Origin of the sequence: Roseovarius dicentrarchi (assembly GCF_003316635.1) — a bacterium.
Classification (GTDB): domain Bacteria; phylum Pseudomonadota; class Alphaproteobacteria; order Rhodobacterales; family Rhodobacteraceae; genus Roseovarius; species Roseovarius dicentrarchi.
In genome coordinates, this window is sequence record NZ_QNQP01000001.1 from 26,290 (window position 1) to 38,824 (window position 12,535).

Below are 12,535 nucleotides of genomic sequence, written 5' to 3' on the forward strand. Positions count from 1 at the left end.
TTTCGCGAAAAATCGGCGCCCTATTTCGGCGGTTTGCCCAGATGCTTGCGCAGGCTGGACGGACCGGCCTTCTTCTTGGCCTTGTAGGGATTCTTGTCGGACTGGCTGCGCATATACAGCCGGATCGGCGTGCCGGGCATGTCAAAATCCACGCGCAACCCGTTGACCAGATAACGCGTATAGCTTTCGGGCAGTTTCTCGGGGTGGCTGCACATCACGACAAATCCCGGCGGACGGGTCTTGGCCTGCGTCATGTAGCGCATCTTGATGCGCTTTCCGCCGGGTGCGGGGGGCGGATGCGCCTCCAGCATGCCGGTCAGCCAGCGGTTCAGCTGCGCGGTGGTGATGCGCCGGTTCCAGACGTCATGCGCCTCTTCTACGGCCTGGCGCAGGCGATCGATCCCCTTGCCGGTGACGGCAGACACGGTGACCATCGGCGCGCCGCGCAGCTGCGGCAAAAGCCGCTCGAACGCCTCGCGCAGGTCGCGCAGCTTTTGCTGCTTCTCGGGCTCTATGTCCCATTTGTTGACAGCGACGACCACCGCGCGCCCTTCGCGCTCGGCCAGGTCGGCGATGCGCAGATCCTGCTGTTCGAACGGGATGGCGGCATCCAGCAGCACAATCACCACTTCGGCAAATTTCACCGCGCGCAGGCCGTCGCCGACGCTGAGCTTTTCCAGCTTTTCCTGAACGCGCGCCTTTTTACGCATGCCGGCTGTGTCGAAAATACGCGTGTGCAGGCCGTCCCATTCGATCTGCACCGAAATGGCATCGCGGGTGATGCCTGCCTCCGGCCCGGTCAGCAGCCGCTCTTCGCCCAGTATCTTGTTGATCAGGGTGGACTTTCCGGCATTGGGCCGGCCCACGACCGCCACTTGCAGCGGGCGTTTGGCGGTCGGCACGCGCGGGGCGTCGGGGTCGCCATCCTCGACCGTGACATCCACCTCGGGCGCGTCGGCGCGCGCGCGTTCCTCGAACCCGTCGGCCAGCGGCATCAGGATGGAATAAAGATCGTTCAGCCCCTCGCCGTGCTCGGCAGACAGGCGGATCGGCTCGCCCAGACCCAGGCCATATGCCTCGATCATGCCCGCATCGGCGGCAGAGCCTTCGGCCTTGTTCGCCGCCAGAATGACATGTTTGGAGCGTTTGCGCAGGATCTCGGCAAACACCTCGTCCATATGCGTCACGCCGGTGCGGGCGTCGATCATGAACAGGCAAATATCGGCCATGTCGACCGCCCGCTCGGTCAGCTTGCGCATGCGGCCCTGAAGCGATTCGTCTGTCGCCTCTTCCAGACCGGCGGTGTCGATCACGGTAAACCGCAGATCGCCCAGACGCGCCGCGCCCTCGCGCAGATCGCGCGTGACGCCGGGCTGGTCATCGACCAGCGCCAGACGCTTGCCGACAAGGCGATTGAAAAGCGTGGATTTGCCCACATTGGGGCGCCCCACGATAGCGAGGCTGAAAGTCATCTAAGCGCTCCGAGACGGATCAAGCCGCCCTGTTACAGCAAACCGGCGTCAGCGGAAAGCGTGCAGTTGCCCGTTCGTGCCGACGACATACAGGACACCGCCCGCAACGACCGGATTGGTTGTTGCCCCGCCCGGCACCGCCACGCTGCGCCGCAGCGCTCCCGAGGCCGGATCAAAGAACCGAAGGTAGCCGTCATTGGACGCCGTGATCAGCTGGCCGCCGGCCATGACAGGGCCGTAATGGGCAAAAACCTCGGCCTGACGCTTGGGCTTGTCCTTGACGAACAGCGGCAGTTTGGTGCCCCAGACGCGGGTGCCATCGGCGGCGCGGAGGCGCACCAGCTCGTTCTTGTCCGAGACGAGGAAGATCGAATCATCCGTCGGCCAGACCGGGTTCATCGGACCCTCGCTTGCGGTCCAGATCCGCTGACCATTGGCGATTTGCAGCGCCGCGATGCGGCCCGACTGATTGCCGACGTAAACACGGTCGCCGTAGATCACCGGATCGCCGGCGATGGTGGTCATCCGGCTTTGTGCCAGACCGCTGCGGCGCCCGGCGATGGACGCATCCCACATCCGCAATCCGCCCTGCCGGAAGGCGCCCTGCACCTCGCCCGAGCCGAACGCGAAGACGGCATATTTATCCGATACCGCCGGCGCGGGACCGCCGATCACGTTGTTGATGCTGGGTGTCGCCACCAGCCGCCATTCGATACGGCCCGTGTCGGTGTCCAGCGCCCAGGCGGTTTCATCCCCGGCGACGATATAGACGATCTTGCCCATGACGGTGGGCGTGGCTGTGCCCGTCTCCAGCAGCTTTTGCTCCCAGATGGTGCGCCCGGTTGCCGGGTCCAGCGCGGTGATGCGGCCAAAGCCGGTAGAGGCGAACAGCTTGCCGTCGCCGTAGGCCAGCCCGCCGCCGCTGCCGTCCCTTGGCGAATCGGTTGGCGGCACCAGGCTGGCAGTCCAGAGCGCCGCGCCATTGGTGCTGTGGGCGCTGACCTGCGCGTTGGCATCCATCGCAAAGATGCGCCCGCCGGCAACCACCGGATCGGCGGTAATGCGGCTGCGCTTGCCATCGCCCGCGCCGATGGAGGCGGACCAGATCAGGCTGGGCGCCGCGCTCAGCGCCGGGTGCGCGGGGCGGGTGGCGGGCGTGCCGATGCGCTGGGTCCAGCTGGCATTGGCCGATGCGCCGGGCAGGCGCACCCTCTCGACCACGTTGGGACCACTGGCGCCGACCACTTCGGTCGCGGCGGCCTCGGCCTGATCTGTTACCAGAACCTCGCGCAAGCCTTCGCGCTTGCCGGGCAAAATCGGGTCTTTTTCCGAGCAGGCAGCCAGAAACATCGCAGACGCGACGAGGCCAATGATCGTTCCGTTACGTGTCACCGCGTGCATCCCTCTGTTCGTCCTTATCCGCAAACCTGATCCTACTGGGCAGGCGCAGCGGTTTCATCCGGCGTTTCAACGTCACCCGGCGCCTCGGACCCAGCGCCTGTGCCGGCCGGATCCACGTCACCGCCAAGCGCCACAATCACTTGTGTCGCGCGGCGGCGCAAGCCCGGCGTTGCCTCGGCGGCACCGGCAATGTCGCGCAGACGGTTCGTCGCCGCCTCCCTATCGCCCTCTTCAATTTCCAGATAGGCCAGCTGTTCCTCGGCCAGAAGACGCACAACGCCCCCGCCCAGCGCCAGACCGTCCAGTTCCTGCCGTCGCGCGGCGGCGTCCATGCTGCCGCCGGGAATCATCACCGCCTTGAGCGTGGCAATCTGGCGATAGATCGTCTGTGCATCCGGGTCGGCGGCGATGCGCAACAGGCGCTCCTGCGCGCCTTCGGGGTCCGTCTCCAGCGCCTCGGCGGCGGCCAGCATGGCGATCACGGCGCGGCTGCCCGGACCGGCGGCGGCCACATCATCCAGCTGTGCGGCCCGCGCGGCGCCGTCTTCGGCCTCCATCGCGGCCATCATGGCATCGCCCAGCGCCTCGGCCTCGGCCCGGCTCTGCGCCTTTTGCCATTCATTATAGGCCGCGCCGCCGACCAGGACGATAACGGCAAGGATCGCGATCCAGCCATAGCGGCGCATAAGGCCGAACAGGCGGTCACGGCGGACCTCTTCGCTGACCTCTTCGATGAAACTGTCGCTGTCACTCACTGGGGGCGCCTGCCTTGCCTTGCTGCGGTTTTGCCCCTCTTAGCGTGTCACGCCGCGCCTGCCAAGGGCCGCGCGCCGCGCAGTTTTCCGCGCAAGGCGCCCGGCGCGCGATCCAGGCACCGCCCTGCGGCGTATAAAGCAAGACAAGAAATCTGTGACCCCGCGCATAATCTGCGCTATCAGCGCGGGAAACTGTCAAAGGGTGTTTCATGCGTCTGTTTTCGATCCTTGCGGCAATCGCCGTGTCGTTGGCAATCTACGCTTTCGTGTTCGAGCGTGCGTGGCTGGCTGGCATGCTGCGTCCGCAGACCACGGCCCAGACAGACACGGCCCCTGCCCCTGCCCCTGACACCGCCGCATCAGAGCCGGGCGCCATCGGCGTGATCGCCATGCACAGCCGCGCGCAGGATATCGGCAGCGCCGTGGTGCTGCGCGGCCAGACGCAGGCCGACCGCCAGGTCGAAGTGCGGGCCGAAACCTCGGGCAAGGTGATCAGCGCGCCGCTGCGCAAGGGCAGCTTTGTCAGCGCCGGGCAAACACTGTGCCAGCTGGCCCCCGGTACACGCGACGCCGCGCTGGCCGAGGCCGAGGCGCGGCGCGCCGAGGCCGAAACCCGCGTGCCCGAAGCGCAGGCCCGGTTGGCCGAGGCCGAAGCGCGGCTGGCCGAGGCGCAGCTGAATGAAACCGCCGCCTCGACATTGGGGCAAAGCGGCTTTGCCTCTGACACGCGCATCGCGGCCACGCGCGCCGCGCTCAGCGCCGGGGAGGCGGCCGTTCAGGCGGCCAAATCCGGGCTGGACGCCGCGCGCACCGGTATTCAGGGCGCCGCCGCCGCCGTTGCCGCCGCCAAGGAGGAGCTGACGCGCCTCGACATCACCGCGCCCTTTGATGGCCTGCTTGAGACGGACACCGCCGAACTGGGCAGCCTGCTGCAACCCGGCGCCCTGTGCGCGACAGTGATCCAACTGGACCCGATCAAGCTGGTCGGCTTCATCTCCGAGGCCGATGTTGGCCGCGTTGAACTGGGCGCAGGCGCGCAGGCGCGGCTGGTGGGCGGGACCGAAGTGACAGGCACCGTCACCTTCGTTGCCCGCGCTGCCGACCCCGAAACCCGCACCTTCCGCGTCGAGGTGGCCGTGCCGAACGCCGATCTGTCGCTGCGCGACGGCCAGACCGCCGAAATTCGCGTTGCCTCGGACGGAACCCCGGCGCATCTGCTGCCGCAATCGGCGCTGACGCTGAATGACGAGGGCACGCTGGGCGTGCGCATCGTCACCGCTGAGAACGCCGCCGATTTCGTCCCCGTCACCCTGATCCGCGACACGCCCGAAGGCGTCTGGGTCGCCGGGCTGCCGGACACTGCCGATGTCATCATCATCGGACAGGAATACGTCGTGGCCGGCGTTCCGGTGCGGGCCAGCTATGAGGAGCGCCTTCAATGACGGGCATCGTCGACTGGGCCGCGACCCGCGCCCGCATGGTGCTGGCCTTCATCGCGCTCAGCCTGCTGGCCGGATCGCTGGCCTATATCGGCCTGCCCAAGGAGGGCGAGCCGGACATCGAAATTCCCGCCCTCTTCGTGTCGGTCATCTTTCCCGGCATCTCTGCCGAGGACAGCGAGAAGCTGCTGGTCAAGGTCATGGAGACCGAGCTGAGCGATCTGGACGGGCTGAAGGACATGACCGGCACCGCCGCCGAAGGCTATGCCGGTGTGGCGCTGGAGTTTGAATTCGGCTGGGACAAGACCCGCGTCATGGCCGACGTACGCGACGCGATGAGCGCGGCCGAGGCGAAATTTCCCGAAGGGGCCGAGAAATATTCGCTGACCGAAATCAACTTCAGCGAATTTCCCATCCTGATCGTCAACCTGACCGGCAACGTCCCCGAACGCACCATGACCGGCGTCGCCAAGGATCTGCAAGACCGGCTGGAAGGGCTGGAGCCGGTGCTGGAGGCCGGCATCGCCGGCAACCGCGACGAGCTGGTCGAGGTGGTGATCGACCCCTTGCGCCTTGAGGCCTACAACATCACGGCGGGCGAGCTGATCAATGTGGTGCGCAACAACAACCTGCTGGTCGCCGCGGGCGAGCTGCGCAGCGATGGCGGCGCCTTTGCGGTCAAGATCCCCTCGTCGTTCTCGGGTCCGCGCGATATCTACGATCTGCCGGTCAAGACGAACGGCGACCGCGTCGTCACGCTGGGCGATCTGGCCCAGATCAACCTGACCTTCGAGGACCGCGCCGGCACCGCCCGCTTCAACGGCCAGACCACCGTTGCGCTGCAAGTGGTCAAGCGCAAGGGGTTCAACATCATCGACACCGCCGCGCTGGTGCGCAGCAGCGTGGCCGAGGCGCAGAAGGCATGGCCCGACGGTCTGAAGGCCGCTGTTTCGGTCGGCGCATCCAACGATCAGTCGCGCATCGTCGGGTCCATGGTCAGCCAGCTGGAGGGGTCCGTGCTGACCGCCATCGCGCTGGTGATGATCGTGATGCTGGCCACGCTGGGCATCCGGCCCGCGCTGCTGGTGGGGTTTGCGATCCCCACCTCGTTCCTGCTGGCCTTTGCGCTGATGGCGGTGATGGGCATCACCATATCCAACATCGTGATGTTCGGGCTTATTCTGGCCGTCGGGATGCTGGTCGATGGCGCGATCGTGGTGGTCGAATACGCCGACCGCCGCATTTCCGAAGGCTCCGGTCCGATGACGGCCTATGTGGAGGCCGCGAAACGCATGTTCTGGCCCATCGCCAGCTCGACCGCGACGACGCTCTGCGCGTTTTTGCCGATGCTGTTCTGGCCCGGTGTTGCGGGTCAATTCATGGGAATGCTGCCCGTCACGCTGATTTTCGTGCTGTCGGCCTCCTTGCTGGTGGCGCTGGTGTATCTGCCGGTTCTGGGCGGCGTCACCGGGCGGCTGGAGAACTGGTTTACCGCCCGCGTGACCCAGATCGCGGGCGGCTGGTGGGTCTGGCATCTGGCGCTGTTCCCGGCGGCGATTGCTGCGGTTGCCGCGGCAGGCGCGGGCGCCCCTGCCCTGCTGGCGCTGGTGCAGTCCACCTTTGCCGATATGGACACCTCCGCAATCCTGGGGTCGGTCATCCCGTCGCTGGCAACCGCCTTTGTGATGCTGGCGGGTGTCGCAATCCTTGCCGCGATCGCGGTGGTTGCGGTTGTCGCGGTGCTGCTGGGTCTGATGGCGCTGTGGCGCCGGGCGGCCAATGGCGCGCGCCATATCGGAATGCGCGCCCTGCCGCGCCGCCGCCAGACGGTGCGCGCAGGCTATCGGCGCAGCGTCTTCGGCCGGGTGATCCATCTGATCGTCGGCAATCCGGTGATGCCGCTGGTCGCCTTTGGCGCCGTATTTGTCATCGTCGGCACCACACTGATTTTCTACATCAACAACAATAACGGCACCGAATTCTTCGTCGAATCCGAACCCGAGCAGGCCATCGTTTACGTGCGCGCACGCGGCAACCTGTCGCTGGAGCAAAAGGATGATCTGGTGCGCCGCGTCGAGCAGGTGGTTCTGGCCGAGCGTGGCATTCAGTCGGCCTTTGCCTTTGCCAGCGATGGCGGGCTGAACAGCAACACCGGCGGCGCGCAGCCGCCGCTGGACACCATCGGTCAGGTTCAGTTCGAAACAACCCCGTGGGAGGATCGCCCGACGATCACCCAGCCCTGGCTATGGGGCCTGTGGGACCGCAATATCAGCGATCCGGCGGTGGACGGCGATCTGATCATCGCCGACCTCACCGCCAAGCTGGAGCAGATCCCCGGCATCAAGGTTGAAATCCTCGCCCAGACCGGCGGCCCCGCCTCGGCCAAGCCGGTGCATCTGCGCCTGAAGGGCGACGACTGGGATCAGCTGATGCAGGCGACGCAGATCGCCCGCGCCAAATTTGACGACACCAAAGGGCTGAAACTGGTCGAAGATACGCTGCCTCTGCCCGGCATCGACTGGCAAATCAACGTCGATGTCGAAAAGGCCGGCCGCTTTGGCGCCGATGTGGCCACGGTGGGCGGCATGGTGCAGCTGGTCACGCGGGGGCTTTTCCTCGACACGATGCGCGTGCCCTCCTCGGATGAGGAGATTGATATTCGCGCCCGCGTGCCCGAACAGGACCGCGTTCTCAGCACGCTGGACACGCTGAAAGTGCGCACCAATCAGGGGCTTGTCCCCCTCAGCAATTTCATCACCCGCCAGCCCGTGCCGCGCCTTGCGCAGATCGACCGGATTGACCAGACGCGGTTCTTTGACGTCAAGGCGGCCGTCACCGCGGGCCTGACCGTCACCAAAACCGGCCCGGACGGCACCGAAACCACCCAGCCGCTGACCGCGAATGAACGCATCGCGCACCTGACCGAGTGGCTGGACAGCGGCGCCCTGCCCGCCGGTATCGAATATGAATGGACCGGCGATCAGGAGGATCAGGAGGAATCCGGCGCCTTTCTGCAAAAGGCGTTTCTGGGCGCCTTGGGCCTGATGTTCATCATCCTGCTGGCGCAGTTCAACAGCGTCTATAACGCGGTGCTGGTGCTCTTGGCGGTGGTCCTGTCCACCACCGGCGTTCTGATCGGAATGCTGGTGATGGGGCAGACGTTTTCGATCATCATGACCGGCACGGGCATTGTCGCGCTGGCCGGGATCGTGGTGAACAACAACATCGTCCTGATTGATACCTATCAGGAATTCAGCCGCTACATGCCCCGGATCGAGGCAATCACGCGCACCGCCGAGGCGCGCATCCGGCCCGTCCTGCTGACCACGATCACCACCATGGCCGGCCTTGCGCCGATGATGTTCGGGCTTTCCTTGGATTTCGTGAATGGCGGCTACAGCTTTGACAGCCCCACGGCGCTGTGGTGGAAACAGCTGGCAACGGCGGTGGTGTTCGGGCTGGGGATTGCCACGGTACTGACGCTGATCTTTACCCCGTCGATGCTGGCCTTGCGCGCATGGCTTGGCACCTATGCGGGCTGGCTGGCCCGCGCGACGGCTGCATTGTCAATGGGCCGCACCAGCCGCGCCGCGCGCGACTGGGCGCTGCAAGGCGCCGCGCGCAACAAACCCGCGCCCGAGGTCATCTGGGACGACGGCCGCGCCGCAGCGGCGCCGGTGGATTACATGGACGTGGAAGGCCAGGATCTGGAGCTGGACGATCTGAAACGCATCCTGAAAGGGCGCAGCGCCAACGACAGCGCACCGGGCGATACCGATGCAGACACCGCAGGCCAGCCCAAAGGGCCGCTGCGCGCCGCCGAATAAATCCGGCCCCGGTTAACGGCCCAAGGTACACGGGGCGAAGGCTCAGGCGCCACGCGCCCGCTCTGCGTCGTCCAGACTGGCCCACCATGCGGCATAGCTGCTGGTTTCGGGCGCGATACCGGCCTCGTCCGGGGCGCCATCGCTCCACCAGACGGGGCCGCGTTCGCCCAGCCGGACCTTGGCCGCGTCAACGGCGGCGCGGGCATCGCGCATTGCGCACGGATCGCTGCCCGCCTGCATGACCGCGCGCCGCGCCTGCATCAGCGCCTTGATCCCGGCGCGGCGGGTGCTGTCATCCAGCGCCGGATCGGTGCAGCGGTTCAGCCGCCCGCGCGCCACGAAATAGCGGCCATCGGGCGTGTGCGGGCGGTCCTTGCCGGCCATCAGGCGGCCTCGTCCGATTGCTGTCGCCGCCACAAACCCGCATAGCGCCCGCCGGCCTCAAGCAGATCGGCATGGGTGCCATCCTCGACGATATGCCCGTCCTCCAGCACAACAATGCGGTCCGCATCGGCCACAGTGCTGAGCCGGTGCGCGATGATCAGCACGGTGCGCCCCTGCCCCGCGCGGGCCAGCGCGCCCTGAATATCCCGCTCGGTCGCGGTATCGAGCGCGCTGGTCGCCTCGTCCAGCAGCAGGATCGGCGGATCTTTCAGCAAGGTGCGCGCGATGCCGACGCGCTGCTTTTCGCCGCCGGACAGCTTCAGGCCCCGCTCGCCCACGGTGGTGTCATAGCCCTGCGGCAGGGAGGTGATGAAATCGTGGATCGACGCGGCGCGCGCGGCGGCGATCACCTCGGCCTGAGTGGCCCCTTCGCGGCCATAGGCGATATTGTAGCCGATGGTATCATTGAACAGAACCGTGTCCTGCGGCACGACGCCGATCGCCTTGTGCAGGCTTTTCTGCGTGACACCGCGCACATCCTGCCCGTCGATCAGCAGCGCGCCGCGCGCCACGTCATAAAACCGGAACAAAAGCCGTCCGATGGTGGATTTACCCGATCCGGTCGGGCCGACAATGGCGATGGTCTGCCCCGGCTCTGCCGTCAGGCTGATCCCCTTGAGGATCTCGCGATCCGCGTCATAACCGAAATGCACGTCGCGCAGTTCAACCTTGCCGCCCGAAACCTTGAGCGGCGCAGCCCCCGCGGCGTCGGCCACATCCGGCGCCTGATCCAGCAGACCGAACATTTCGCCCATGTCCACAAGGCTTTGGCGGATTTCGCGGTAAACCGTGCCAAGGAAGTTCAGCGGCATGGTAATCTGGATCATATAGGCGTTGACCATGACGAAATCGCCCACCGTCAGCGCGCCGTTCTGAACGCCCATGGCTGCCATGACCATGACGATGACAAGGCCCGAAGTGATCAGCAGTGACTGGCCGAAATTCAAGAATGACAGCGAATAGGAGGTGCGCACTGCCGCCCTTTCGTAGCCCGCCATGGCCACATCGTAGCGCGCCGCCTCGCGATCCTCGGCGCCGAAATATTTGACCGTCTCGTAGTTCAGCAGGCTGTCGATGGCCTTTTGGTTGGCGTCCGTATCCTGATCGTTCATCTCGCGGCGCAGTTTCACGCGCCATTCCGTGACCTTGAAGGTGAACGCAACATAAAGCGTGATGACCACCACGACGACGAACAGATACCAGAAATCAAACGCCGCCCACAGGATGATGCCAACCAGAAACAGCTCCAGCACCAGCGGAAAGATCGAGAAGATCAGGAAACGCAGCAGGAAATCCACGCCCTTGACGCCGCGTTCGATGATCCGGCTCAGCCCGCCGGTTTTGCGGCTGATGTGGTAGCGCATCGACATCGCGTGAATATGACGAAAGGTGCGCAGCGCCACCTTGCGCAGCGCGTGCTGGCCCACGGGTGCAAACAGCGCGTCACGCAACTGCTGCAAGCCGACATTCATCAGGCGCGCCACGCCATAAGCGACGGTCAGGCCAATCGCGCCCGCGCCCAGCGTCCATGCGGCATCTGCGCCGCCCTCGCCCGACAAGGCGTCAACGGCGGCCTTGTAGAAAAACGGTGTGCCGACCGCGATCAGCTTGGCCGCGAAGAGCGCGAGCAGCGCCAGAACCACGCGCCGCTTGATCCAGCCGCCGCCCACCTTGGGCCAAAGATAGGGCGACACGCGCATGATGGTCGCCCATCCGGAGGCGGAGGCGCCGGTGTCGGTTTGCGGAATGTCGTCGGAAGGGGGGCGCATGGCGGCTCTCGTCTGTGGGGCAAGTGACACCAGATAGGCCGGGATGGCCGGGATATCCAGCGCCGGCATGCCTGCACAGGCGATTGCGCCGGGTCTGGCGCGGGGACGTCAGTATTTTCAGGAAGATGAAAGCATCAGTCAGGCAAGGTAAAGACCTGTCCGGGGTATATCAGATCGGGGTCGCGGATACGGTCGGCGTTGGCCTCGAACACGCGGACATACAGCATGCCTTCGCCGTAGGTTTCGCGCGAGATCGCCCATAGGGTATTGCCCGGCTGGACGGTCATCATGCGGATCACGGCGGGCGCGCTGCCTGCCTGCGGCGGATCGGCGGCGGCGCTGTTTTGCAGACGCGCCAGCAGCGTGCGGTCCTCGCGCTTGAAGGGGGTTTCAACGCGGCTGGTGACGGTGCCTTGTGCGGTCAGTTCATCAATGCGCAGGGTGTAGACGCCGGTATCGACCTGCGGCAGGGCCGTGCGCCACGTGCCGTCTGCGGCAATACGCGACAGTGTTATGGGCCGGTTATCAAGGTAAATGCGCACGCTGCCCTCTCCGGCGGCGCGGCCGGCCAGTTGCACTGCGCCGTCGTCGGAATAACTGATCGTGTCGAGCGCGACATTGGACAGAACGCGCGGCGCGGCGGCGGGCGCGGGCGATTGCAGGACGCGCGCGCCGTCTGCATCGGCCATCAGGACCAGTTCGGGCGGCGCGCCGACTGCCGGCGCCGCATCTGTTTGAACGGCCCCCGGTGCGCCGTCGCCCGAGACATCGGGCGGCGGCGGCGGTGCATATGCCGTTGCCTCTGGCATGTTCGGCGCGGCTGGCGGCTGGGCGGGGGGCGGCGCGACGACGATCTGCTGCGTGCCGCCGATCTGCGTCTGGCCATCCGCGTGGCGCATCCGCAGCGATAGAAGGCGCGGCGCGGTGGCGTGGGGCAGCGTCAGGAAGCTGGCGAATTTGCCGTCGCTGCCCGGCTGCGCCTCGCTGTGCGGGGCGCCGTCCAGCAGGATCTGCACCGACCATCCGGGCGCGCCCTGCCCGGCAATCAGCGCCTCCCCGTCCGGTTGCAGGCGAAAGACGTCAATCTGCGGCGACGGCGGGACAGTGACCTGCGGCGCAGTCTCCTGCATGTTTTCGGGTTTGGGCGCCACGTCAGCAGGCGATTGCAGCGCGGCCGTGTCCGGCGGACTGGCGCCCGGTTCGGATGACGGGCCGATGACGCCCGTCAGGTACGCACCGACCAGCGCCAGTATTGCCGCGCCAGCCCCGATCGCGATCCGGCTGCTGGTCCGGCTGGGGGTTACTGACGGTTCGCTCATGCCTTCGGCCTCCGGTCCATGCGGCGCGGCGCGCAGACTGCGCGCTGTTGCCTGAGCCTAGCAACAGCGATATCACGGGTCAAAACAACCCGTATCAGCAGGCAGGTCC

The 12,535-nt window shown here is 66.2% G+C and carries 8 protein-coding genes; 2 read left to right on the top strand and 6 right to left on the bottom strand.

The window, feature by feature from the left end; all coding sequences use genetic code 11:
- Positions 1–20 precede the first annotated feature (20 nt).
- Genes der through DQ230_RS00145 form a run of 3 tightly spaced genes read right to left on the bottom strand, consistent with a single transcriptional unit; the run spans position 21 to position 3,628 of the window.
- Entirely contained in the window at positions 21–1,472 is a 1,452-nt protein-coding gene (gene der, locus DQ230_RS00135; protein ID WP_113910467.1) for a ribosome biogenesis GTPase Der, read from the bottom strand.
- A gap of 48 nt (positions 1,473–1,520) precedes the next feature.
- Positions 1,521–2,873, bottom strand: a complete 1,353-nt coding sequence (locus DQ230_RS00140) for a PQQ-like beta-propeller repeat protein (protein ID WP_113910468.1) — start codon at positions 2,871–2,873, stop codon at positions 1,521–1,523.
- 32 nt (positions 2,874–2,905) lie between these two features.
- Positions 2,906–3,628 (bottom strand): hypothetical protein, encoded by a 723-nt coding sequence (locus DQ230_RS00145; protein WP_113910469.1) that lies wholly within the window; start codon positions 3,626–3,628, stop codon positions 2,906–2,908.
- A gap of 209 nt (positions 3,629–3,837) precedes the next feature.
- On the opposite strand from DQ230_RS00145, the gene DQ230_RS00150 reads away from it, so the two are divergent.
- Positions 3,838–5,070, top strand: coding sequence for an efflux RND transporter periplasmic adaptor subunit (locus DQ230_RS00150; protein WP_113910470.1), 1,233 nt, complete (start codon positions 3,838–3,840; stop codon positions 5,068–5,070).
- Positions 5,067–8,894, top strand: a complete 3,828-nt coding sequence (locus DQ230_RS00155; protein WP_113910471.1) for an efflux RND transporter permease subunit — start codon at positions 5,067–5,069, stop codon at positions 8,892–8,894. The genes DQ230_RS00150 and DQ230_RS00155 overlap by 4 nt, the downstream gene beginning before the upstream one ends.
- Before the next feature lie 42 nt (positions 8,895–8,936).
- Here DQ230_RS00155 and DQ230_RS00160 read toward each other — a convergent pair whose 3' ends face one another.
- The 3 genes from DQ230_RS00160 to DQ230_RS00170 form a co-directional block, all read right to left on the bottom strand.
- The gene (locus tag DQ230_RS00160) at positions 8,937–9,278 is read right to left on the bottom strand and encodes a hypothetical protein (RefSeq protein WP_113910472.1); all 342 of its coding nucleotides are present in this window, start codon (positions 9,276–9,278) and stop codon (positions 8,937–8,939) included.
- Complete coding sequence (locus tag DQ230_RS00165; protein WP_113910712.1) at positions 9,278–11,107, bottom strand: ABCB family ABC transporter ATP-binding protein/permease; 1,830 nt, start codon at positions 11,105–11,107, stop codon at positions 9,278–9,280. The genes DQ230_RS00160 and DQ230_RS00165 overlap by 1 nt, the downstream gene beginning before the upstream one ends.
- 134 nt (positions 11,108–11,241) lie before the next feature.
- On the bottom strand, positions 11,242–12,426 hold the full coding sequence (locus tag DQ230_RS00170; protein ID WP_113910473.1) for a LysM peptidoglycan-binding domain-containing protein: 1,185 nt from the start codon (positions 12,424–12,426) through the stop codon (positions 11,242–11,244).
- Positions 12,427–12,535: the final 109 nt, after the last annotated feature.

What these genes read in the sequence shown, in the direction of transcription:
- DQ230_RS00170 (WP_113910473.1), bottom strand. Translation starts at nt 12,426, where the DNA reads ATGAGCGAACCGTCAGTAACCCCCAGCCGGACCAGCAGCCGGATCGCG.
- DQ230_RS00140 (WP_113910468.1), bottom strand. Translation starts at nt 2,873, where the DNA reads ATGCACGCGGTGACACGTAACGGAACGATCATTGGCCTCGTCGCGTCT.
- DQ230_RS00155 (WP_113910471.1), top strand. Translation starts at nt 5,067, where the DNA reads ATGACGGGCATCGTCGACTGGGCCGCGACCCGCGCCCGCATGGTGCTG.
- DQ230_RS00160 (WP_113910472.1), bottom strand. Translation starts at nt 9,278, where the DNA reads ATGGCCGGCAAGGACCGCCCGCACACGCCCGATGGCCGCTATTTCGTG.
- der (WP_113910467.1), bottom strand. Translation starts at nt 1,472, where the DNA reads ATGACTTTCAGCCTCGCTATCGTGGGGCGCCCCAATGTGGGCAAATCC.
- DQ230_RS00150 (WP_113910470.1), top strand. Translation starts at nt 3,838, where the DNA reads ATGCGTCTGTTTTCGATCCTTGCGGCAATCGCCGTGTCGTTGGCAATC.
- DQ230_RS00165 (WP_113910712.1), bottom strand. Translation starts at nt 11,107, where the DNA reads ATGCGCCCCCCTTCCGACGACATTCCGCAAACCGACACCGGCGCCTCC.